This window comes from Moorella mulderi DSM 14980 (assembly GCF_001594015.1).
GTDB classification, from domain to species: domain Bacteria; phylum Bacillota; class DSM-521; order Neomoorellales; family Neomoorellaceae; genus Neomoorella; species Neomoorella mulderi.
Genome location: NZ_LTBC01000005.1, coordinates 100,699 through 122,503 on the forward strand (window position 1 = coordinate 100,699; position 21,805 = coordinate 122,503).

Annotated in this window: 23 protein-coding genes and 1 riboswitch; of the genes, 22 read left to right on the forward strand and 1 reads right to left on the reverse strand. The window is 57.4% G+C overall.

Annotation, left to right across the window (positions count from 1 at the left end):
• Positions 1-84: 84 nt before the first annotated feature.
• From MOMUL_RS08545 to MOMUL_RS08555, 3 genes are read left to right on the forward strand one after another with little or no spacing between them, the layout of a single operon-like run.
• Positions 85-1,290, forward strand: a complete 1,206-nt coding sequence (locus tag MOMUL_RS08545; RefSeq protein WP_062284049.1) for an acetate/propionate family kinase — start codon at positions 85-87, stop codon at positions 1,288-1,290.
• A 47-nt stretch (positions 1,291-1,337) separates the two neighbouring features.
• Positions 1,338-2,804, forward strand: a complete 1,467-nt coding sequence (locus MOMUL_RS08550) for a rhamnulokinase (protein WP_062284052.1) — start codon at positions 1,338-1,340, stop codon at positions 2,802-2,804.
• Between the two features lie 46 nt (positions 2,805-2,850).
• A complete protein-coding gene (locus MOMUL_RS08555; protein WP_062284054.1) occupies positions 2,851-4,533 on the forward strand; it encodes a ribulokinase in 1,683 nt (560 codons plus the stop codon).
• 111 nt (positions 4,534-4,644) lie between these two features.
• Here MOMUL_RS08555 and MOMUL_RS16600 read toward each other — a convergent pair whose 3' ends face one another.
• Positions 4,645-4,839, reverse strand: coding sequence for a hypothetical protein (locus tag MOMUL_RS16600; protein ID WP_161484986.1), 195 nt, complete (start codon positions 4,837-4,839; stop codon positions 4,645-4,647).
• 192 nt (positions 4,840-5,031) lie between these two features.
• On the opposite strand from MOMUL_RS16600, the gene rimP reads away from it, so the two are divergent.
• The 19 genes from rimP to dapB all read left to right on the forward strand — a co-directional run bounded on the left by rimP (position 5,032) and on the right by dapB (position 21,742).
• Entirely contained in the window at positions 5,032-5,508 is a 477-nt protein-coding gene (gene rimP / locus MOMUL_RS08560) for a ribosome maturation factor RimP (protein WP_062284057.1), read from the forward strand.
• 2 nt (positions 5,509-5,510) lie between these two features.
• On the forward strand, positions 5,511-6,599 hold the full coding sequence (gene nusA, locus MOMUL_RS08565) for a transcription termination factor NusA (RefSeq protein ID WP_062284060.1): 1,089 nt from the start codon (positions 5,511-5,513) through the stop codon (positions 6,597-6,599).
• A gap of 2 nt (positions 6,600-6,601) precedes the next feature.
• Positions 6,602-6,883, forward strand: a complete 282-nt coding sequence (gene rnpM / locus MOMUL_RS08570) for an RNase P modulator RnpM (RefSeq protein WP_054936077.1) — start codon at positions 6,602-6,604, stop codon at positions 6,881-6,883.
• Entirely contained in the window at positions 6,876-7,184 is a 309-nt protein-coding gene (locus MOMUL_RS08575) for a L7Ae/L30e/S12e/Gadd45 family ribosomal protein (protein ID WP_062284063.1), read from the forward strand. Before rnpM ends, MOMUL_RS08575 begins: the two co-directional genes overlap by 8 nt.
• Before the next feature lie 18 nt (positions 7,185-7,202).
• Entirely contained in the window at positions 7,203-9,998 is a 2,796-nt protein-coding gene (gene infB, locus MOMUL_RS08580) for a translation initiation factor IF-2 (protein ID WP_062284066.1), read from the forward strand.
• Positions 9,999-10,005: 7 nt separating this feature from the next.
• The gene (rbfA, locus tag MOMUL_RS08585; RefSeq protein WP_062284069.1) at positions 10,006-10,380 is read left to right on the forward strand and encodes a 30S ribosome-binding factor RbfA; all 375 of its coding nucleotides are present in this window, start codon (positions 10,006-10,008) and stop codon (positions 10,378-10,380) included.
• Entirely contained in the window at positions 10,367-11,329 is a 963-nt protein-coding gene (locus tag MOMUL_RS08590; RefSeq protein ID WP_062284072.1) for a DHH family phosphoesterase, read from the forward strand. The genes rbfA and MOMUL_RS08590 overlap by 14 nt, the downstream gene beginning before the upstream one ends.
• On the forward strand, positions 11,329-12,243 hold the full coding sequence (gene truB / locus MOMUL_RS08595) for a tRNA pseudouridine(55) synthase TruB (RefSeq protein ID WP_062284076.1): 915 nt from the start codon (positions 11,329-11,331) through the stop codon (positions 12,241-12,243). Before MOMUL_RS08590 ends, truB begins: the two co-directional genes overlap by 1 nt.
• 12 nt (positions 12,244-12,255) lie before the next feature.
• Positions 12,256-13,218, forward strand: a complete 963-nt coding sequence (locus tag MOMUL_RS08600; protein ID WP_062284079.1) for a bifunctional riboflavin kinase/FAD synthetase — start codon at positions 12,256-12,258, stop codon at positions 13,216-13,218.
• A 77-nt stretch (positions 13,219-13,295) separates the two neighbouring features.
• On the forward strand, positions 13,296-13,517 hold the full coding sequence (locus tag MOMUL_RS08605) for a hypothetical protein (RefSeq protein WP_062284082.1): 222 nt from the start codon (positions 13,296-13,298) through the stop codon (positions 13,515-13,517).
• A gap of 137 nt (positions 13,518-13,654) precedes the next feature.
• Entirely contained in the window at positions 13,655-13,924 is a 270-nt protein-coding gene (gene rpsO / locus MOMUL_RS08610) for a 30S ribosomal protein S15 (protein ID WP_062284085.1), read from the forward strand.
• Positions 13,925-14,067: 143 nt separating this feature from the next.
• On the forward strand, positions 14,068-16,305 hold the full coding sequence (locus MOMUL_RS08615) for a polyribonucleotide nucleotidyltransferase (protein ID WP_062284087.1): 2,238 nt from the start codon (positions 14,068-14,070) through the stop codon (positions 16,303-16,305).
• A 68-nt stretch (positions 16,306-16,373) separates the two neighbouring features.
• A complete protein-coding gene (locus MOMUL_RS08620) occupies positions 16,374-17,090 on the forward strand; it encodes a polysaccharide deacetylase family protein (RefSeq protein ID WP_062284090.1) in 717 nt (238 codons plus the stop codon).
• Positions 17,091-17,176: 86 nt separating this feature from the next.
• Complete coding sequence (locus MOMUL_RS08625) at positions 17,177-18,271, forward strand: D-alanyl-D-alanine carboxypeptidase family protein (protein ID WP_169802187.1); 1,095 nt, start codon at positions 17,177-17,179, stop codon at positions 18,269-18,271.
• A gap of 26 nt (positions 18,272-18,297) precedes the next feature.
• Positions 18,298-19,563: a M16 family metallopeptidase gene (locus tag MOMUL_RS08630; RefSeq protein WP_062284095.1), complete on the forward strand. Its 1,266-nt coding sequence runs from the start codon at positions 18,298-18,300 to the stop codon at positions 19,561-19,563.
• Positions 19,564-19,575: 12 nt separating this feature from the next.
• Positions 19,576-19,953, forward strand: a complete 378-nt coding sequence (locus MOMUL_RS08635) for a dUTPase (RefSeq protein WP_062284098.1) — start codon at positions 19,576-19,578, stop codon at positions 19,951-19,953.
• Between the two features lie 46 nt (positions 19,954-19,999).
• Positions 20,000-20,314, forward strand: a complete 315-nt coding sequence (locus MOMUL_RS08640) for a hypothetical protein (RefSeq protein WP_062284100.1) — start codon at positions 20,000-20,002, stop codon at positions 20,312-20,314.
• Between the two features lie 6 nt (positions 20,315-20,320).
• Entirely contained in the window at positions 20,321-20,587 is a 267-nt protein-coding gene (locus tag MOMUL_RS08645) for a YlmC/YmxH family sporulation protein (RefSeq protein WP_062284102.1), read from the forward strand.
• Between the two features lie 58 nt (positions 20,588-20,645).
• A riboswitch (Lysine riboswitch) is annotated at positions 20,646-20,849 on the forward strand.
• A gap of 92 nt (positions 20,850-20,941) precedes the next feature.
• Positions 20,942-21,742, forward strand: a complete 801-nt coding sequence (gene dapB, locus MOMUL_RS08650) for a 4-hydroxy-tetrahydrodipicolinate reductase (protein WP_407937688.1) — start codon at positions 20,942-20,944, stop codon at positions 21,740-21,742.
• The last annotated feature ends 63 nt before the right edge of the window (positions 21,743-21,805 follow it).

Sequence of the window (21,805 nt, forward strand, 5' to 3'; positions counted from 1 at the left end):
TTATTATCTCCTCATCCGGTTACCGGTTTGAGCATCCCCCGAGAATGCTGGCAGGAGAAGATATAGAAGCGGGAGGGAAAACCGGTGCAAATTCTGGCTCTAAACTGCGGGGGGTCTTCGATTAAATATAAAGTTTTTTCCATGCCCGAAGAAAAAGTATTGGTCCAGGGCAGCGTTGAACGCATCGGCAGCCAGGGAACTACTCTACGGCATCAAGATTTAACAGGCGAGGCGGCTGAGTGCCGGAAGCATTTACCCCGGGGTGACTATGGCGAAGCCCTGGAAGAAATCCTTAAGTTATTGCAGCCTTACCGGATTGATGCCGTCGGTCACCGGGTGGTTCACGGCGGCGCGAGCCTCCGGCGGCCGGCCCGGATTGATGCCGCTGTCCTGGCCACTTTAAAGGCCTGCTGCCAGCTGGCCCCCCTGCACAACCCGGCCAACGTTGCCGGTATCGAGGCCGTGGCGCGACTCCTGCCGGAAGTACCCCAGGTGGCCGTCTGCGACAATACTTTTCATCTGACCCTGCCGCCCCGGGCCTATCTCTACGGCCTGCCCTATGAATATTACGAGCGATACGGCCTGCGCCGTTACGGTTTCCACGGGATAACTTTCAGCTATATGGTCCACCGCGCCGCGGCAATGCTGGGACGGGATCTGCAGGAGCTAAAAATTGTGTCCCTCATGCTCGGCAGCGGCACTACGGCTAACGCCTGCTGCGGCGGGGAATCTATCGATGTCTCTACCGGCTTCACGCCCACGGAGGGGTTACTCCAGTCGACCCGCTGCGGCGATGTCGACCCTGGCGTCCTTGTTTATCTCCTGCGCCAGGAAGGCCTTGCCCCCGATGCCCTGGAGGAAGTCATCAACAAAAAAGGCGGCTGGCTGGGTATCTCCGGCATCAGCAACGATTACCGGGCGGTGGAAGAAGCCGCCCGTCAGGGGCATGAACGGGCCCGCCTGGCCCTGGAAGTCCTGGCCTACCGGGCGAAAAAATATATCGGCGCCTATGCGGCGGCCATGGGCGGGATTGACGTCCTGATTTTCTCCGGTGGCATCGGCGAAAAGAGTAGCAGCCTGCGCCGGGAAATCTGCCGCGGCCTGGAGTTCCTGGGTATCAAGCTGGATGATGAACGCAATGAAAACGGCAGCGGCGACCGCTTAATCTCCAGCCCGGAGGCCAGCGTCCAGGTCCTGGTGGTGCATACCGATGAAGAAGTAATGATCGCCCGGGAAACTGTAAAGGTGTTGACCGGGAAAGAGCCCTCCGGGGCTTTTGGCCAGGGGTGATCCCGATCCCATTTTACCGCAATTATTTCCAAAGGAGCTGGGCAAGCATGCGCTATCTTGCCTTTGACCTGGGGGCAGAGAGCGGCCGGGCCATAATCGGTACCCTGGAGGATGCCCGCCTCACCCTGGAAGAAATCTATCGTTTTCCCAACGAACCGGTACGGATTCCGGACGGCCTGCACTGGGATGTTTTACGCCTCTTTCACGAAATGAAAGAAGGCCTGCGCCGGGCCACGGCCCGTTACGGGACGGGCCTTAAAAGCCTGGCCGTCGACACCTGGGGCGTGGACTTCGGCCTCCTGGGGGAAAAGGATGTCCTCCTGGGCAATCCTTACCACTACCGGGACGACCGCACCCGGGGCGTGATGGAAGAAGCTTTCAAAGTTGTACCCAGGGAAGAGATTTTTTCCCAGACGGGCATCCAGTTTATGCCCATCAACTCCCTTTACCAGCTTCTGGCCTGGCGGCAGCAGCAGCCCGCCATGTTAAGCCAGGCGCAGACCCTGTTGATGATGCCCGACCTCTTCAACTTCTTTTTTACCGGCATAAAAGCCGGGGAATTCACCAACGCCAGCACCACCCAGATGTACAACCCCCGTACCGGCACCTGGGCCACCGGGATGCTGGAAAAATTAGGATTACCGGTTGCCATCCTGCCGGCCATTAACCCGCCGGGGACGATTGTGGGCCCACTTTTACCCCGGGTGGCCAGGGAAACAGGAGCGGGGGAAATAGCTGTCATTGCCCCCGGCAGCCACGATACGGCCAGCGCCGTAGCCGCCGTGCCGGCAACAGGGCCGGACTACATGTACATCAGCTGCGGTACCTGGTCGTTAGTAGGGGTGGAGGTCAGGGAACCGGTAATCAACGAGCAAACGTTGAGCCTCAACTTTACCAACGAAGGCGGGGTAGGAGGTACCTTCCGGCTCCTCAAGAACGTCACCGGCCTGTGGCTGGTCCAGGAGTGCCGCCGCGCCTGGGCGCGCCGGGGAGAAGAATTAAGTTACGGCGAGCTGACGGCCCTGGCCCGGGAGGCCAGTCCCTTGACTGCCGTTATCGACCCGGACCACCCGGCCTTCCTGAACCCGGAAGACATGCCGGCGGCCATCCAGGCCTACTGCCGGGAAACGGGCCAGCCGGTACCCCAGACTAAAGGCGAAATCGTCAGGTGCGCCCTGGAAAGCCTGGCCCTGAAATACCGCTGGGTGCTGGAAAAGCTGGAGGGTATACTGGGGAAGGAACTTCCGGTTATTCACATGGTTGGCGGCGGCACGCGGAACGAGCTTCTCTGCCGGTTTACCGCCAGTGCCACCGGGCGCCCGGTGGTGGCCGGTCCGGTGGAAGCTACGGCCGCCGGCAACCTCCTGGTCCAGGCTATGGCCATGGGAGAAGTGGGAAGCTTGAATGAAGCCCGGAAAATCGTTCGTCGTTCCTTTGCCCTAAAAACTTATGAAGCAGAAAAGACAGATGTGTGGGAGGAAAAGTATGAGGCATTTATTAGGCTGCTGGGCTGATACTTCCCCATAGTTTGTCGTGTTATTTACCATGGAGGTATATTATATGGATGACTATAATCTGGTCATCGGCGTCGACTTTGGCACCGATTCGGTGCGGGCGGTGGTGGTCGACGCCGCCACCGGGGAAGAGCTGGCCAGTGAGGTAGCATATTACCGGCGCTGGGCCGCAGGTAAATACTGTGACCCGGCCCGGAATCAATTCCGCCAGCATCCCCTGGACTATCTCGAAGGGCTGGAAACCGCCGTCAAGGGGGCCCTGGCCAAATTGCCGCCGGAGGCCGCGCAGCGGGCAGCGGGCATCGGCATCGACACCACCGGTTCAACACCGGGCCCCGTCGATGCAGGTGGGCGGCCCCTGGCCCTGTGCGAAGAATTCAGCGAGAACCCCAACGCCATGTTCATACTCTGGAAGGACCACACCGCCGTGCAGGAGGCCGGGGAGATCAACCATGCGGCCCGCCACTGGGGCGACACCGACTTCACCAAATATGAAGGTGGGGTCTATTCCTCCGAGTGGTTCTGGGCCAAGGTCCTCCACATATTACGTCACGACCCGGCGGTAAGGGCAGCAGCCTATTCCTGGGTAGAACATTGCGACTGGATACCGGCCTTGCTCACAGGCACCGAAAACCCCCGCCTCCTCAAGAGAAGCCGCTGTGCGGCCGGGCACAAAGCAATGTGGCACGAAGAATGGGGAGGGCTGCCGCCGGAGGAATTCCTGGTACGTATCGACCCCCTCCTGCAGGGCATGCGCGACCGGCTCTACAGCAAGACGTACACCGCTGCTACCAGGGCCGGAAATCTCACGCCCGCCTGGGCGGAGCGGCTTGGTCTACCGCCGGGGATCGCGGTAGCGGTAGGGGCCTTGGACGCCCACATGGGGGCCGTTGGCGGCGGGATTACCCCCGGAGCCCTGGTGAAGATCATGGGCACTTCCACATGTGATATTATGGTTGCTCATAAGGAAACAATCGGCGATAAATTAATCGGCGGCATCTGCGGCCAGGTAGACGGCTCGGTCATACCCGGCCTCATCGGCCTGGAGGCAGGCCAGTCAGCCTACGGCGACGTCTATGCCTGGTTCAAAGACCTCCTCACCTGGCCCCTGGAGGCCATCTTGCCGGAAACCTCCCTGGTAAATAGGGAGACCGGTGAAAAGTTGCAGGAAGAGATAGAAGGCTGCCTCCTCCAGTGCCTTTCGGAAGAAGCAGCCAGGATCAATGCTGGCGAGACTGGATTATTGGCCCTGGACTGGCTCAACGGCCGGCGGACCCCCTACGCCGACCAGACACTGAAGGGAGCCATTACCGGCCTGACCCTTGGAACCACCGCGCCGAAGATCTTCCGCGCCTTGGTAGAGGCTACGGCTTACGGGGCCAGGGCCATCAACGACCGGTTTATGGAAGAAGGCATAGCAATCAAAGAAGTCATCGCCCTGGGCGGCATTGCCAGGAAGAACGACTTTGCTATGCAGGTCCTGGCCGATGTGCTAGCCATGCCCATCAAGATAGCAGCCTCGGACCAGACCTGCGCCCTGGGGGCAGCCATGTTCGGTGCCGTTGCTGCCGGGTTGTACCCGGCGGTGGAGGCGGCCCAGGAAAAGATGGGCTGCGGCTTCACGAAAACCTATACCCCTGACCCGGAAAATGCCGCCAGGTACCGCGAGCTGTATCGGGCGTACTTAAACCTGGGCAGTATGCTGGAGGGAGTTTTACAGAAATTGTAGTTAGGAAAAATTGCTAGTTAAACCTGGCTTAATTGTGAAATTGGGAACATAAGCGGAGCAAAAGCGGTGATGATGTGGAGAGGGTGTGGGGGTATCCGGGTTAAGTGTAACTTAACACCCTGAGGGGGAAGCCATGGGCTGCCGCAATTTTTTCACCCAATCAGCGCCGGAGTTGTTAACCCATTCCGGGACATCCTCGGCCGCCAGAATACCGCGCGTATTTTTAAATGCTTGAACTTGCATTTCGCGCCGCATTTTCTCAACAACTGCCTCGACGATAAAACGGTTCCGGTTGGAGAAATGCAACTTCGCATTAAGCGATCTGAACCGGGGGGCATAGGAAGACAGGCAAATTTATTTTTTCCCTTGCAGCCCGGAACAACCTGTGCTATACTATTTCCAGGTTGTTTTTTCAGGCCGACATTACTTGCTGTTTAGCTGGAAAAGAGTGGGTTCCTGCCCACTCTTTTATGTTGAAAATTTAGGGAGGCCACTTTTTTGAGCAAGCTGACAGAGTTAATCCAGGGCCTGGTAGAACCAGTCCTGACCGGGATGGGCTACGAACTGGTCGACCTGCAATACGGCCGGGAAGGAGGGCGCTATATCCTGCGGCTGTTTATCGACCGGCCGGAAGGTATTGGCCTGGATGACTGTGAGAAGGTCAGCCGGATCGTCGGTGACATCCTGGACCAGGAGGACCCCATTCCCAACAGCTATTACCTGGAAGTATCATCGCCGGGCCTGGAGCGCCCCTTAAAAAAAGAAGCCGATTTTCAGCGTTTTGCCGGGCGTAAAGTTAGATTGCGTATGTTTGCCCCTATTGACGGTCAACGTCATTTTCAGGGGCGGCTCCTTGGTTACCAGGAGGGGCGGGTGCAGGTGCAGCTCGATGATGGGCGCCGGCTGGCCATCCCCCTGGACCAGGTAGCGACTGCCAGGCTGGTGTTTGACCTGGCGGAGGATGAGGAGGCCTAAGGATGAATATCGAATTTATCCAAGCATTACGGGACCTGGAAAAGGAAAAGGGTATTAAGGTCGACATCCTGCTGGAAGCCATCGAAGCAGCCTTGATATCGGCTTATAAGAAAAATTTTGGGTCGGCCCAGAATGTCCGGGTGGAAATCCAGCGCGATACAGGGGAGATTAAAGTCCTGGCCCAGCGCCAGGTGGTAGAAGAGGTAGGCGATCCCCGGACGGAGATTTCCCTGGCTGAAGCCCGGGCCATAAATAGCAATTATGAGATTGGCGATGTGGTGGAAAAGGAGGTAACGCCGCGGGATTTTGGGCGTATTGCTGCCCAGACGGCCAAACAGGTAGTCGTCCAGCGTATTCGTGAAGCCGAGCGGAGTTTAATTTACGATGAGTTTATTGGCCGCGAGAACGATATTGTTACCGGGGTTGTCCAGCGCCAGGAGGGTAAAAATATTATCCTTGACCTGGGCCGGGCCGAGGCCATCCTCCTGCCCAGCGAGCAAAGTCCCGGTGAGGTTTACCGCCAGGGAGAACGTTTAAAAGCTTATATCCTGGAAGTACGCAAGACCAACAAAGGACCGCAAATCCTGGTGTCCCGCACCCATACCGGCCTGATTAAAAGGCTTTTTGAATTGGAAGTACCGGAAATTCATGATGGGATTGTGGAAATTAAGGGAGTGGCCCGGGAAGCCGGTGCTCGCTCCAAAATTGCCGTCCATTCCCGGGATGAAAAGGTTGACCCCGTCGGCGCCTGTGTGGGGCCTAAAGGCTCCCGGGTGCAGGCAGTGGTCCAGGAACTCCGGGGCGAAAAGGTCGATATTATTAAATGGAGTGATGACCCGGCTGTTTTTGTGGCCAACTCCTTGAGCCCGGCCAGGGTCCTGGACGTTACCGTGGATGAAGAAAATAAGGTTAGCCAGGTAATTGTCCCTGATAACCAGTTATCCCTGGCCATTGGCAAGGAAGGCCAGAATGCCCGCCTGGCGGCAAGGATAACAGGGTGGAAAATCGATATTAAAAGTGAGTCGGAAGCTGGTGACTGGGATACCTGGGATAATGACCTGGAACTTGAAGGCGGGATAGAGGAGGAGTAAGCTTGCCCAAGCCCAGGAAAATACCCGTACGGATGTGTGTCGGTTGCCGGGCGCGCAATGATAAGCGTAATTTATTGCGCGTTGTCCGTACACCGGCGCAAGAGGTGGTTCTTGACCCTACCGGGAAACGTGCCGGGAGAGGGGCCTATATCTGCCCCAGGGTGGAATGCCTGCGCAAAGCCGTTAAAAGCCGGGCCCTGGAGCGGGCTCTAGGCGTAAGTTTAACCCCGGAGGTCCTGGCAGATCTCGAGGCCAGTCTCAGCCAGGGCAATGGCAATGAATGATGTTTATAACCTCCTTGGTCTGGCTTACCGGGCGGGCAAAGTAGCCTGGGGATACCAGGCAGTTATGGCGGCTTTAAAGAGGAGGAAAGTTTTTCTCCTGCTAATGGCGGGTGACAGCAGCCCCCGGCTAAAGAGAAAGTTGTTAACAACCTGCCGGGAGTACGCAATTGAAGGAATCGTTTATGGTGATAAAGTTACTATGGGAGCAGCGCTAGGTAAACCTCCATGTGCCGTCGTCGGCGTTACTGATGCAAATCTGGCCAGGTTAATCCGGCAACATGTACGGGAGGTTGGTGCATGAGAATATGGGGGTGGTTTAATGGCCAAAACACGCGTCTACGAATTAGCCAAGGAATTACGGGTTTCTAATAAGGATTTAATGGATACCATGGCTCAGCTGGGTATATATACCCGTTCCCACATGAGTGTCCTGGAAAACGGGGAAGTAATAAAAATACGCAACCATTACCGGCAAATGTGGCGGGCAGCCAGGGCAGCCAAGCTAAAACAACAACAGGCATCACCGGCGACGCCGGTGGCAGAAGCTGTTGCACCGCCCCAGCCGGATGTTGAGAAGGTGGCAGCGACCGGGAAGGCCCAGCATATTACTGAGAAAGCAGCGACCAGGCAGCCCCAGCAGGGTGCTGAGAAAGCCGCAGTTACCAGGCCCGAAGAGGGTGCTGGGAAGGCGGCAGCAATTACCCCGCTACAGCAGGGTGCAGAGAAGGCAGGTGCCGGCCAGCCCCAACAGGTTACCGGGAAGGCACCTGCCATGCCGCCGGCAGAGGCAGGGGCTAAGGCCCGGCCGGAAAAAGAGCGGAAGCTGGCGGGAGGGGAACCTGCCCCTGCTGCAGCCCAACCCGAACGGACCCGGGAACAGGAAGGTAAAGAACGATCCGGCAAGCAGGCGGCCGGGAACCAGCAATCCCGGGCTGGCGGGCAGCAAGCTGGCCAACAACCAGGACGGGCTAAGAAACGGCAGGAAGAAGGGCAGGCGCGCCGGCGAGATAATAAAGGCCAGGAGCAGGAAGGACGCCGGGGCCCGGAGCGGGAGGAGCGGCCGGCCAGGGTTGACCAGCAGGTACAGGTACCAGCCACGGTTGCTGCCCCGCGCCCGGCAGGTAAAGGAGCCGGCAGGCCGGCTAGAAATAAACAGTTACGTATACCGAAGCCGCCGGAGGCAGTTACCAAGGAGGCGCCGGAAAAGCGGCGGGAACGTCCTGCGGGTAAGCCGGCTGCCAAACAGGCCGAAACCGGTCGCAACCGCAAGCTGGTTGAGCTTGAACAGCAGCGGGAAGAGCGTTTGCTGCGGCGGGATAAAGATAAAAATAAGGCTAAGGCCGCCCAGCAGGAAGCGCCCAAAGTCGTCCGCCGGATAACCCTGACGGGTAGTATTACCGTCCAGGAACTGGCAAAAAGGATCGGCAAAACAGCGGCTGAAGTTATCAAGTTTTTAATGGGCCAGGGCGTAATGGCTACCATTAACCAGGAGCTGGATATAGATACGGCCGCCATTGTCGCCCAGGAAATGGGTGCCATTGTTGAGGTTAAAGAGGAAAAACCCCTCACTGTCCTGGAAGACTTGCCAGACGATCCCGAAACCCTAAAAGAACGGCCGCCGGTAGTAACCGTTATGGGCCATGTCGATCACGGCAAGACCTCTTTGCTGGATGCCATCCGGCGCACCAATGTTACGGCCACCGAGGCCGGCGGTATCACCCAGCATATCGGGGCCTACCAGGTAAAGGTTAAAAACCGGAAAATCACTTTCCTGGATACTCCCGGCCATGAGGCCTTTACGGCTATGCGGGCCAGGGGCGCCCAGGCGACGGATATTGCCATCCTGGTGGTGGCTGCCGACGATGGTGTCATGCCCCAGACGGTAGAGGCCATTAACCATGCCAAAGCTGCCGGGGTACCCATTGTCGTGGCCATTAATAAAATAGATCGCCCCGACGCCAACCCGGACCGGGTCAAACAGCAGTTGACGGAGTACGGCCTGGTGCCGGAAGAGTGGGGCGGCGATACCATCATGGTACCCGTCTCAGCCCTCAAAAAGGAGGGCCTGAATGAATTGCTGGAAATGACCTTACTCACGGCCGATATGATGGAACTCAAGGCCAATCCCAATCGTCCGGCCCGGGGGATTGTCATTGAAGCCCAGTTGGATAAAGGTCGCGGCCCGGTGGCTACCATGCTGGTCCAGAAGGGTACCCTGAAGGTTGGCGACAACCTGGTAGCCGGTGCGGTTTACGGCCGGGTCAGGGCCATGTTTGACGATAAGGGCGAGCGGGTAAAGAGCGCCGAGCCCTCCATGCCGGTGGAAGTCCTGGGTCTTTCCGAGTTACCCCAGGCCGGTGACATTTTCCAGGTGGTAGAGGATGAAAAGCTGGCCCGCCAGATTGCTACCTTGCGCCAGGAAGAACGGCGCCAGGAAGAATTAAAGGCAGCCGGTAAGACCTCCCTGGATGACCTGTTCAAGCAGATGGAAGCCGGCGAAGTTAAAGAACTTAATCTGGTGGTCAAAGGAGACGTCCAGGGTTCGGTGGAGGCCCTGAGGGCGGCCCTGGAGCAATTGTCTACCAGCGAAGTTAAAGTTAGTATCATTCATGGCGGCGTCGGTGCCATTACCGAAACCGATGTCATGCTGGCCGCAGCTTCTAAAGCCATTATCATCGGCTTTAACGTCCGCCCGGATGCCAACGCCCGGAGGGCGGCGGAAGAGGCAGGGGTAGAAATCCGTCTCTACCGGGTGATCTACGAGATTATCGACGAGGTTAAAGCTGCCATGACCGGTCTCCTGGAACCGGTGAAACGGGAAGTGGTCCTGGGCCGGGCCGAAGTACGGGCTACCTTTAAAGTGCCTAAGGTAGGTACGGTGGCCGGTTGCTTTGTGACCGAAGGCAAGATCCAGAACCGGGCCCTGGCCCGGGTAATCCGGGACGGGGTGGTGGTCTTTGAAGGCCGCATTGACTCGCTGAAGCGCTTTAAGGATGACGTCCGGGAAGTGGCCCAGGGTTATGAGTGCGGTATCGGCCTGGAAAAATTTAACGACATTAAGGAAGGCGACGTTATCGAAGCCTATATGATAGAAGAGGTTAAACGGGAACTGTAGGGAGGCGATGGCCGTGGCGCTGCGGGTTGAGCGGGTTGCCGAACAGATGAAAAAGGAAATTGCCCAGATTTTGCGGGATGAATTAAAGGATCCCCGCCTGGAAAGCGGGCTGGTTACGGTTACGGGGGTAGAGCTTTCCAACGATCTCCACTATGCTAAAGTATACGTCAGCATCTACGGGGATGAAGCCCAAAAGAGTGAGGTCATGGAAGGCCTGGCTCGGGCAACGAGCTTTGTACGGCGGGAAATCGGCCAGCGCCTGAGCCTGCGTTATACTCCGGAAATTACCTTTAAATTTGATGCTTCCATTGAGCACGGCGATCATATCAACAGGTTGCTGGCGCGCGTCAAGGCAGAGGAGCAGGGGCATGACGGCCATTGAAAGTATAGCTGCCGCCCTGGCCGCGTCCCGGGATGTAGCCGTTGTCTCCCATATTATCCCCGATGGGGATTGCCTGGGTTCCACCCTGGCCCTGGCCCTGGCCCTGCGGCAGCGGGGTACAAGGGCAGTGGCCGTTAACGCCGACCCGGTACCGGATATGTTTCAGTTTTTGCCCGGCCAGGAAACCATCATCCCACCAGAGAAGGTAACTGAGGTACCGCCGCTGCTGGTAATGGTTGACAGTACCGACATGGAGCGGGCCGGGGAAGGCTTCAGCCAGTGGCGGCAAAAAACCAAAATGGTAATTAACATCGATCACCATGTCAGCAATACCCGTTTCGGGGACCTGAACCTGGTGGATAGCCGGGCGGCAGCAACGGCCGAGTTAATCTATGCCGTCCTGGAAAAAATCCCGGTAACCATTACGCCGGCAATAGCTACCTGTCTTTATACAGCCCTGGCTACCGACACCGGCTCTTTCCAGTACGAGAATTGTACGGCTACGACCATGCGCCTAGCAGCGAGACTGATGGAGCAGGGGGCGGATTTGTCCCTGATCAGGGAATATCTCTGGGAAAGGAAGCCCCTGGCCAGTATCCGGTTGCTGGCGGCAGTTTTACCCACCCTGACCCTGGCCTATGACGGCAGGGTAGCGTGGCTGACGGTATCCAGGGCCGCGTTAGAGGCCGCCGGTGCCCGGCCGGAACACGCCGAGGGACTGGTAAATTACCCGCGCAGCATTGCCGGCGTTGAGGTAGGCCTGCTCTTCCGGGAATTGCCTGACGGCCTCGTGAAGGTCAGTTTACGCTCTAAAAAAATTGTTGACGTTAACGCAGTAGCCGCCCGCTTTGGCGGCGGCGGCCACCGCCGCGCTGCCGGCTGTACGATTAGAGGTGATCTTGATACAGTTGTAACCATGGTTGTAGCAGCAGCAGGTGAGGCACTTTAATGGTAACGGGTTTTATTAACGTTTTAAAGCCTCCCGGCCTTACTTCCCACGATGTCGTCCAGAACCTGCGCCGCCTTTTAAAGGAACGGAGGATTGGCCATGGCGGCACCCTGGACCCCATGGCCGCCGGGGTGCTGCCGGTAGCTGTGGGGAAAGCCACCCGTTTACTGGAATATATCCAGGCGGGGGGCAAAGCCTACCGGGCGGAGTTTATCCTGGGGCTCAAAACTGATACCCAGGATCTCGGCGGCCGGGTCCTGGCCAGGCCGGGTTGCCCGGGCTTAAAGCTCGAGGAACTCCAGGCGGCGGCCCGGCGTTTTACCGGTACCATCAGCCAGATACCTCCCATGGTTGCGGCGGTTCATTACCAGGGCCGCCGCCTCTATGAACTGGCCCGGGAGGGACAGGAGGTAGAACGGCCGGCCCGCCGGGTGACCATCGAGAATTTCCAGGTGCTTAAAGCGTGGCCGGACGGGCCGTTCTTCCGGGTGATGGCAGATATTACCTGTTCCAAAGGCACCTATATCCGTACCCTGGGAGCCGACTGGGGTGATTACCTGGGTTACGGGGCTACCCTGGCCTTCTTGCTCCGCACCCGCGCCGGCGGTTTTAAACTAGAAGAGGCCTGGACCCTGGAAGAAATAGCGGCTCAGGTGGCCGGGGGCAACGGGGATTTTCTCCTGCCGCCGGCAGCGGGTCTTACCCACCTGCCGGTAATTACCGTCAGGGAAAAGGCCATCAAAGCAGTGGCCAATGGCGCTGCCATCGACCCGGCTGACTGCATTCAGGTACCGGCACTCCGGCCGGGTAGCCTGGCCCGCCTGGAAACTCCCGCTGGAGTTCTCCTGGCCGTAGCCAGGGTGGTGCCAAAAGGTGAAGTATATTGCTTTAAACCCGACAAGGTTCTGAAGTAAAGGGGTAAAGCGATGCAGGTATGGCAGGGAATGCCTGAAGGGGAAATAGCTAGAGACTGTTACCTGGCCCTTGGAAATTTCGATGGCGTCCACCGGGGTCACCAGCATTTAATTGGCAGTATTATCCAGAAAGCCAGGACGAGGGGGAAGCCGGCAGTAGTTATTACCTTTTCACCCCATCCCGCCCAGGTACTCTGTGATAATCCGCCGGGCCTTTTAACGACCAGGGCCAGGAAGGAAAAGTTAATAGCTGCCCTGGGAGTCGACTTTTTGTTCTTCCTGCCCTTTACCAGGGAACTGGCCCAGCTACCGCCTGAAACCTTTGTGCGGGATATTCTCTGGCCCCATTTTCAACCGCGGCTGGTGGCCGTGGGCTTTAATTTTACCTTTGGTCACCGGGGCGCCGGTACACCGGCTTTATTGCGCCGGCTGGGAGAGGAACTTGGTTTTAAGGTAGAAGTAATGGCCCCGGTAACCTACGAAGGGTTAACCGTCAGCAGTACCGCCATCCGTAACGCCCTCGACCGGGGGGACATTCCCCTCGCCAGGAATCTCCTGGGTTACTGGCCGGTCCTGGCCGGTACCGTCGTTGGTGGCGACCGGCGCGGTCGTGAACTCGGTTTTCCAACTGCCAACCTGGCCGTACCGCCGGAAGTCAAGCTGCCGGCATGGGGAGTTTACGCCTGCCTGGCCCGCTTCCAGGACCAGGTGCGCCAGGCTGTAGTCAATATCGGCCGCCGCCCCACTTTCGGACCCGCCCTGCCGGCAACCATTGAAGCCCATTTGCTGGACTTTGAGGGTAACCTCTATGGCCAGGAAGTAGAACTTGAGTTGCGCGCTTTCTTACGCCCGGAGCGCAAATTTGCCTCTCCCCAGGAATTAGTAGCCCAGTTACAGGAAGATAGCGCCAGGGCGCGAGAGTTTTTGAGCGGCGATAGTTTGTTTACCTCCCAGCCCTGCGACAGGCAGGCGTAACCACCCGCAGGGCCATGGCGTAAAATATACTGCGGCGAATCCAAAAATTTACCGTGGCTAGATTGGGGCTGGGAATGATGAAGGTAGTGATTACTGCCCACGCCAGGAAACGCCTGCAGGACTTACGCCAGGAACAGATTAATGAGCATGATATCCGGGTAGCAGCTAGAAGCATCCCCGGCCATATACCCACGGCCACCCGTTTCCGGGGTTTTATGGCAGCTTCCGGGCGCCCCTTTGACCTGGTGGTGAAAGATGTGCTGGCCGGGCGTCTGGTGATTACCATTATTGGTAAGTAACAGGCAGGCAAAAGGAATAGTTGCGTTTAGTGCCCGGTAGGCCTATAATATAGTTAATGAACCCGAGGCGAGGATTAGCGAAGCTCCGACGCTTTTCTTGGCCGGTTGGGGATTTTAAGGAGAAGGAGGTGACGCCGATGGCCCTGGATCCAGCTAAAAAAAGGGAAATCATCGCCCGCTACCAGCAGCATGAAAATGATACCGGCTCACCGGAAGTCCAGATTGCCATCCTGACGGAACGCATCAACCACCTGACGGAACACCTGAAGGTGCACCACAAGGACCATCACTCACGCCGGGGTTTGCTGAAAATGGTTGGTCAACGCCGTGGTTTACTTAACTACCTGCGGGACAACGATATTGAGCGTTACCGGCAAATTGTTGATGCCCTGGGTTTAAGGCGGTAATTTTAAGGGGAGCGGTCAGGCCGCTCCCTTTTTTAATGAGTTCTTAACAGTATTTAAGGCGACATTGGAAGGAAATACTATAACAAATGTCGAATAGATTAAAGTTTATTAATGGCATATTTTAAGGAGGCTACTTAAAACTAATGCAAGGGGTATTACGGAAGACCCTCACCATTGCCGGCCGGGATTTAATCCTGGAAACCGGCCGGCTGGCCCGCCAGGCCGGTGGTGCCGTCCTGGTAACTTACGGCGGTACCATGGTGCTGGTCACGGCCACGGCTTCAGCTGAACCGCGGGAAGGAATCGATTTTTTCCCCCTGACGGTTGATTACGAAGAAAGGCTTTATGCTGCCGGCAAAATCCCGGGCGGTTTTATTAAACGGGAAGGCCGTCCCAGCGAAAAGGCCATCCTCTCGGCCCGGTTGATTGACCGGCCCATCCGGCCCTTATTTCCCAAGTATTATCGTAACGACGTCCATATCGTAGCTACGGTCTTATCGGTAGATCAAGATTGCCCGCCCAATGTGGCCGGTATCATCGGCGCTTCGGCCGCCCTGACTATTTCGTCCATTCCCTTTGCCGGCCCCATAGGCGCAGTAAGTGTGGGTTTAATCGACAACAAGCCGGTTATCAACCCGACCCTGGCTGAAGACGAAAAAAGTTCTTTAAACCTGGTAGTAGCCGGTACGGATACGGCTATTATGATGGTTGAAGCAGGGGCTAAAGAGGTTCCCGAGGACCTGCTGCTGGAATGTATCATGCAGGCCCATGAAGAGATTAAACGTATTGTTGCTTTTATCAATGATTTCCGCGCTGAGGCCTTAGAGCTGGGCCTGGCCAAAGAAAAGCAGGAAGTGGTTGAACCCCGCCTGGATCCTGAACTGGAAAGCCAGGTCCGGGAGATTGCCACCCCGCGCCTGCGGGAAGCCATTTACACCAGCCGCGATGAGAAGCTCGTCAAGCAGGAAAGGGAAAGGCGGCTGGAAGCCTGCCGGGAAGAAATCAAGAACCTGGTGCTGGCCGGCAAAGAAGAGATGCTGGCGGAGCACCCGGAGGTACCCCGCCTGGTCAATGATTTAATTACCAAAATAGAGAAGGAAATTGTCCGGAGAATGATCCTTACCGAAGGCGTCAGGATCGACGGCCGCGCCCTGGATGAGATCCGGCCCATTACCTGTGAAGTAGGGGTATTGAGCCGCACCCATGGTTCGGGGCTGTTTACCCGGGGCGAAACCCAGGTATTAACGGTAACTACCCTGGGCCCCATCAGTGATGAGCAGATCCTGGACGACCTGGGGGTCGACGAGTCCAAGCGCTATATGCACCATTATAACTTCCCGCCCTACAGTGTCGGGGAAGCGCGGCCCATCCGTGCCCCCGGGCGCCGGGAAATCGGCCACGGTGCCCTGGCGGAACGGGCCCTAGAACCCATGATCCCCCTGGAAGAAGAATTTCCCTATGCCATTCGCCTGGTTTCCGAGGTCCTGGGTTCCAATGGATCCACTTCCATGGGCAGCGTCTGCGGCAGCACCCTGGCCCTCATGGATGCCGGTGTGCCCATTAAGGCGCCGGTGGCCGGGGTGGCCATGGGCCTGGTCAAGGAGGGGGACCAGGTGGCTATACTTACGGACATCCAGGGGATTGAGGATGCCCTGGGAGATATGGATTTTAAAGTTGCGGGCACCAAAAACGGGATTACGGCCCTGCAGATGGATATTAAAATTCCCGGCATAGACCGGGCCATTTTAGAACGGGCCCTGGAACAGGCCCGGCGGGGACGCCTGTTCATCCTGGAGAAGATCCTGGCCACCATCCCGGAACCGCGGCCGGAGCTTTCCCCCTATGCCCCCAGGATGCTGACCATGACCATTGATCCCGATAAAATCCGGGATATCATCGGCCCGGGTGGCAAGATTATCAAAAAGATTATTGAAGAAACCGGCGTGGAGATTGATGTCGAAGACGACGGCCGCATCTTTATCGCTTCTACCGATGCCGCCAATGGGAGACGGGCGGTAGAGATTATCGAAGCCCTGACCCAGGAAGTGGAAACGGGTAAAGTATATAACGGTAAGGTAACCAGGATAACTGATTTTGGTGCCTTTGTAGAAGTCATCCCTGGAGTCCTGGGCATGCCCGGCAAAGAGGGCCTGGTGCACATCTCCCAGCTGGCCAATGAACGGGTGGAAAAGGTGGAAGACGTGGTCCAGGAGGGCGACTATATCCTGGTCAAGGCCATTGGCTTTGATCCCCAGGGCCGGCTTAAACTTTCCCGTAAAGAAGCCCTGCAGCAGGCGGTTGCTGAAGGGGGCGGGCGCCATTTTCGCCGGCAGGGCCGGGAAGGTGGTAACCGGAGCTTTAACACCCGGCGGCCGCGCTAGCGGGCAAGTCTGATTATGGCCGGGCGGGCATATACATTGATCAGTACGCTATAAAGGTGGTGCGGTCAATGTATGTGCTCTACTACCGGCGGCAGTGGCTGCGGCGGTTAGGGGTTTTACTGGCCCTGGGGTTATTGCTTGCCTTAAGTTTTACAGCCTGGCGCTGGCTTAGGGGAGGAGCAGTACCGGCCATGAAAACCCAGCCCATTTACCAGGGTGACCCGGGACGCAAGGCCGTGGCCCTGACCTTTACCATTGACTGGGGCGAAGAATACCTGCCGGCCATTTTGGCGGCCCTGCAGCAGGCCGGGGCGCGGGCCACCTTCTTTCCCACCGGCCAGTGGGCCGTCCGCCACCCGGACCTGGTGCAGCAGATGCTGGCCGGCGGCCATGAAATAGGTAACCATGGCCAGAGCCATCCCCATCCCGATAATTTAAGCCGGGAGGAGAACCGCCGCGACATCCAGGCAGGGGAAGCGACCCTGATGGCCATTACCGGCAAGAAACCTGCCCTCTATTCTCCTCCCTATGGTGAGAGCAAACCCCAGGTGGTGGCAGCGGCTGGGGACCTGGGTTATAAATTTATCATGTGGACCATCAATACGGGGGATTACCTGCCCAACACCAGGCCAGATGATATCCTGGCGACGGTAATCCCCAAATGCCAGAACGGTGCCATCGTCCTGCTGCACCCAACCGAACCGGCCAGCAAAGCCCTGCCGGAGCTCCTGAAACAACTGCAACAACGGGGCTATGCCCTGGTAACGGTTTCCGAGATCCTTTAAAGAAGGTACCCGTTTTTTATAAGGCCGGTCTTCCCTGGATATAATAACCCCTGTTTAATGAAAATTTTCCGGGGAGTGAAGGCCTGTTGCGAAGGCTTGCTTACGGGCTACTTCTTCTTATCATAGCTTGCTTGTTCTGGTCCGGGGCGGCAGAGGCTGCCGGTGGACCTTACCTTACGGCACCGGCAGCTATTTTAATGGAAGCCGGTACCGGCCAGGTCCTGTATGAGCATGGCGCCAGGGAAGAGCGGCCACCGGCCAGTACTACGAAAATCATGACCGCCATCCTGGCCCTGGAACTGGGCCGGCTGGATACCCCCGTTAAGGTAAGCAAGTATGCCGCCACCACGCCCGGGGCCAGTATCTATTTAACCACGGGAGAAGTAGTAAAACTGGGCGACCTGGTTAAAGGCGCCCTACTCAATTCCGGCAATGACGCCACCGTAGCCATTGCCGAAAACCTGGCCGGTACGGAAGAGGAATTTGCCTGGCTTATGAACCGTAAAGCCCGGCAACTGGGGGCCAACCATACCCATTTTAAAAATCCCCATGGCCTGCCTGACCCGGGCCATTATACTACCGCCTACGACCTGGCCCTCATGGCCCGTTACGCCCTGGGTAACCCCGTCTTTCGCCGGTTAGTAGCGACGCAGGAGGACCAGATCCCGGCGCCGGACGGTGTGCGCTATCTTTACAATACCAACCGCCTGCTGGGTTCCTATCCCGGTGCCGATGGAGTAAAGACAGGTACGACCAACGCCGCCGGCCAGTGCCTGGTCGCCTCGGCTACCAGGGAGGGACGCCAGCTTATCGCCGTCGTCCTGGGCAGTTCCGACCGCTACGCCGATGCCCGCGCCCTCCTGGATTATGGCTTTAATGGCTTTTATACCGAAACAGCCAGGGCCGGGGAACCTGCCGGCCGGGTGTATGTCAAAAACGGGGAAGTGATAAGCGTTCCCGTAGCACCGGTCGTGACGGCCGGTTTTACCGTTTCCATGGACCAGGCAGCTTTCCTGGAAAAGCGCGTGCTCCTGCCGGCTGTTGTCAAAGCTCCCATTAGCAAAGGTCAGGAACTGGGCCAGGTAAAAATCCTGTACCAGGGCCGGGAGGTTGCCAGCTCTACCCTGGTGGCCACCCGGGATGTTGCCGCCCTGCCCTGGTGGTCCAGGTTTAAGAAGTAAAGAAGAAAAAAGTTAGGGGGAAGGGGATGTACCAGAAAAATATCCTGGATAACGGCATCCGGGTGGTAAGCGAAGAGGTTCCCTTTGCCAATTCCATAGCCCTGGGGGTATGGGTGCGTACCGGTTCCCGCAATGAAGACGAAACCAACCAGGGCGTTTCCCATTTTCTGGAGCACCTGTTGTTTAAAGGGACAACCAGGCGGACGGCCCGGCAGATAGCCGAGGAACTGGAAGCAGTCGGGGGAGTAATCAACGCCTTTACGACGAAGGAATATACCTGCTTTTACACCCGGGTGCTGGCCGAACACCTGGACCTGGCCGTTGACGTTTTGAGTGACATGCTTTTTAATTCCCTCCTGGCCGCCGAGGACATCGAAAAAGAGAAAAAGGTCATCCTGGAAGAAATCAAGATGTATGAGGATTCCCCCGATGAACTGGTTCATGACCTCTTCGCCCAGACCATCTGGCCCGGGCATCCCCTGGGCCGGGCCATTCTGGGTACTTATGAATCGGTAACCAATTTGAACCGGGATATCATTTACCGTTACTACCAGGAACAGTATAATAGCGCCAATATTGTCCTTGCGGCAGCCGGGAAATTTAACACCGCTGAACTTGTTACCAAATTGCAGGCGGCCTTCGGCCTTAAAACCTGCCCGGGCAAGGAAGGAGAATACTTGCCGCCCCGCAGCCAGGCCAGGGTGAGTATTAACATTAAAGATACGGAGCAAGTGCAGATCTGCCTGGGGGTGCCGGGGCTGCCCCAGGATGATACGGCCATTTATGCCCTCCAGGCCCTGAATAATATCCTGGGTGGGGGCCTGAGTTCCCGCCTGTTCCAGCTCATCCGTGAAGAACAGGCCCTGGCCTATTCCGTATACTCCTACCATGCCGGTTTTAGTGACAGCGGCCTGTTTACCGTTTATGCCGGTACCAGCCCGGACAATTACCACCAGGTAGTAGGGTTGATTTTGGAGGAAATTGCTTCCTTAAAAAACAAAGGGGTAACGGCACAAGAATTGAAGCGAACCAAGGACCAGATCCGCGGCAATTTGCTCCTCGGCCAGGAGAATGTCAACCATCGCATGAGCCGGCTGGGTAAGACGGAACTCACCTTTGGCAGGGTAATTACCGCGGAAGAAGTAATCGAGCGGTTAAATGAGGTAACAGAAGATGACGTCCAGGCCATTGCCAGGCGTATCTTCCAGCCGGAATATTTATCCCTGACCACCCTGGGGCCGGAAGTCGAACCCCTGGACCTGGCCGAGCGCGCCCGCCAGGCCGGGATATAGGAGGATTACCGGATGGATCGTTTAGAACATATCTTTGCGCTGCAGGAGCGCTTCGACCAGGACCTGGCCCGGCGGCGAAGGCTGCCGGATTACAGCGCGGCGGAGTGGATCCAGAAGGAAGTCCTGGCCATGGTCGCCGAGCTGGGGGAGCTCCTGGAGGAAGTAAACTTCAAGTGGTGGAAGAACCCCCATCCTTTAGACCGCGAAGCCATCAAAGGCGAACTCGTCGACATCCTCCACTTTCTCGTCAGCATGTGCCTTAAAGCCGGTATTACGGCAGAGGAATTTTACCAGGCGTATCTCGCCAAAAACCAGGAAAACTTTCGCCGGCAGCAGGGACTAACGGACCGCCGGGAATATGCCGCCACCGGGGAGGACAAGGAAGCATAAAGTAATTATCTCCCTTCATATGTTGTAGCGAAGGGAGATGGAAATCATGTTGACGGTATTCTTTTTCTTCATCTTGTTGCTTCTTTTTATCCTGGCCCTCCGGGCTAAGGTCGGCTGTTACCGCAGCAGCAATATGGAAGCGGTAGCCAGCCCCGTTTCCCGGGCCCTGGCCGAACTGGTGGCTATCGCCGGGGGTATTTACCTTTCCCTGGTGCTCCTGGTTAGCTTCTTAAAAATCAGCCTGCCGGAAGCGATAGCCATTGGGGGGCTGATGGTCGATCCCCTGGCCGTCGTCGCCCTGGTAATAGCTCTTATCCAACCCCTGGCGTTGGTGCTCTGGCCGCGGCGGAAGGGGCGGTAGAGGCTTATGCGCCTGTCGGAACTCATGGGCAAAGAGATAATTAACCTTTACGACGGCTCCCGCCTGGGGCAGATTGGCGATGCCGACCTGGTCCTGGACCTGGCCGGGGGGACAATTACGGCCATTGTCCTTCCTGTCAGGGGAGGCTGGATGCCTTTCTTTGGCAGCCGCCAGGAGCTGGTGATCCCCTGGGAAGCCGTCCACAAGGTCGGCACCGAAGTAGTAGTCGTCAGCCTGGACCCCACCTATAGCCGCCGGCGCGAGAAAGATTGACAGGACTTTTTCCTGATGGTATCATAAGATAAACAAAGCTATAAACTCATCTCGTGTGCAGTGGGGTAGAGGTGCAGCGGGCAAGAGTACTACCGGTGAGGTGGGCACCGGTGAGCCGGTAGGAAAGGGTACGCTGCCGAAGGGAGATGGCTGGCCCGGGCCATCTCCCTGGGCCGGTCGCTGAAGAAGGGCCGGACTGTCACCGTAGAGGCTGGTGCCATGAAGGATCATTGCCTATTTACGGTGGAGCGCTACTCGCACGAAGAGGCCTGGCGAGATGAGTATTCTGGTAATCCGGGGGGAAAACCGGAGCGGGATGCTCATGGTTTTCCCTTAATTTTTTAAGCGGGGTGGATAACTACGATCAGGGTTGTAGTTACCGGTGCCGCCGGCCGTATGGGCCGGGAAATGACGAAGGGCCTGCTGCAGGCAGGTGACATCGAAGTGGTAGGGGCCGTAGACCGGGTGGCGGTTGGTACGGATATCGGCACCTTAAACGGCCTGCAGCCGCACGGTGTGCCCATTAATGATGACCTGGCAGCAGTGATAAAAACCACCCGCCCGCAGGTGATGGTCGATTTTACCGTGGCTGCTGCCGCCCTGGCCAACGCCCGGCTGGCCGTAGAGCAGGGAGTAAGCCCGGTGATTGGCACCACCGGCATCAGCCTGGAGCAGCTGGATGAGCTGCACCAGCTTTGCGAAGCCAGGCAGGTGGGCGCGGTGGTGGCTCCCAATTTTTCTTTAGGGGCCGTCTTAATGATGCACTTTGCCCGGCAGGCCGCCCGTTACTTCCCCCGGGCGGAAATTATTGAAATGCACCATGAACAAAAAATCGATGCTCCTTCGGGGACGGCCTTAAAAACGGCGGAACTAATGGCTGAGGAGATAGAGACGGCCCTGGCCCCGCCAGCGGCAGAAGAAAAGGTCGCCGGGGCCAGGGGGGCCACGTACCGGGGCCTGGCCGTCCACAGTATTCGCCTGCCGGGGGCGGTGGCCCACCAGGAGGTAATTTTTGGCGGCCAGGGACAGCTCCTGACCATTCGCCATGACACTATCAGCCGGGAAGCCTTTTTACCGGGGCTTTTACTGGCCGTAAGGCGGGTCCTCCACCTTAAGGGGGTGGTTTACGGGCTGGAAAACTTGCTGGAATTATAGACCTGGCACCTCCCGGAGCGGCCTCACATATATTGCAAGTAGTACAGGTGTACTAACTTGGCA

What these genes read in the sequence shown, in the direction of transcription:
- MOMUL_RS08630 (WP_062284095.1), top strand. Translation starts at nt 18,298, where the DNA reads ATGTACCAGAAAAATATCCTGGATAACGGCATCCGGGTGGTAAGCGAA.
- MOMUL_RS08575 (WP_062284063.1), top strand. Translation starts at nt 6,876, where the DNA reads ATGAATGATGTTTATAACCTCCTTGGTCTGGCTTACCGGGCGGGCAAA.
- infB (WP_062284066.1), top strand. Translation starts at nt 7,203, where the DNA reads ATGGCCAAAACACGCGTCTACGAATTAGCCAAGGAATTACGGGTTTCT.
- truB (WP_062284076.1), top strand. Translation starts at nt 11,329, where the DNA reads ATGGTAACGGGTTTTATTAACGTTTTAAAGCCTCCCGGCCTTACTTCC.
- MOMUL_RS08640 (WP_062284100.1), top strand. Translation starts at nt 20,000, where the DNA reads ATGTTGACGGTATTCTTTTTCTTCATCTTGTTGCTTCTTTTTATCCTG.
- nusA (WP_062284060.1), top strand. Translation starts at nt 5,511, where the DNA reads ATGAATATCGAATTTATCCAAGCATTACGGGACCTGGAAAAGGAAAAG.
- MOMUL_RS08605 (WP_062284082.1), top strand. Translation starts at nt 13,296, where the DNA reads ATGAAGGTAGTGATTACTGCCCACGCCAGGAAACGCCTGCAGGACTTA.
- MOMUL_RS08645 (WP_062284102.1), top strand. Translation starts at nt 20,321, where the DNA reads ATGCGCCTGTCGGAACTCATGGGCAAAGAGATAATTAACCTTTACGAC.
- rpsO (WP_062284085.1), top strand. Translation starts at nt 13,655, where the DNA reads ATGGCCCTGGATCCAGCTAAAAAAAGGGAAATCATCGCCCGCTACCAG.
- MOMUL_RS08550 (WP_062284052.1), top strand. Translation starts at nt 1,338, where the DNA reads ATGCGCTATCTTGCCTTTGACCTGGGGGCAGAGAGCGGCCGGGCCATA.
- MOMUL_RS08600 (WP_062284079.1), top strand. Translation starts at nt 12,256, where the DNA reads ATGCAGGTATGGCAGGGAATGCCTGAAGGGGAAATAGCTAGAGACTGT.
- MOMUL_RS08635 (WP_062284098.1), top strand. Translation starts at nt 19,576, where the DNA reads ATGGATCGTTTAGAACATATCTTTGCGCTGCAGGAGCGCTTCGACCAG.
- MOMUL_RS08590 (WP_062284072.1), top strand. Translation starts at nt 10,367, where the DNA reads ATGACGGCCATTGAAAGTATAGCTGCCGCCCTGGCCGCGTCCCGGGAT.
- rbfA (WP_062284069.1), top strand. Translation starts at nt 10,006, where the DNA reads ATGGCCGTGGCGCTGCGGGTTGAGCGGGTTGCCGAACAGATGAAAAAG.
- MOMUL_RS08555 (WP_062284054.1), top strand. Translation starts at nt 2,851, where the DNA reads ATGGATGACTATAATCTGGTCATCGGCGTCGACTTTGGCACCGATTCG.
- MOMUL_RS08615 (WP_062284087.1), top strand. Translation starts at nt 14,068, where the DNA reads ATGCAAGGGGTATTACGGAAGACCCTCACCATTGCCGGCCGGGATTTA.
- MOMUL_RS08620 (WP_062284090.1), top strand. Translation starts at nt 16,374, where the DNA reads ATGTATGTGCTCTACTACCGGCGGCAGTGGCTGCGGCGGTTAGGGGTT.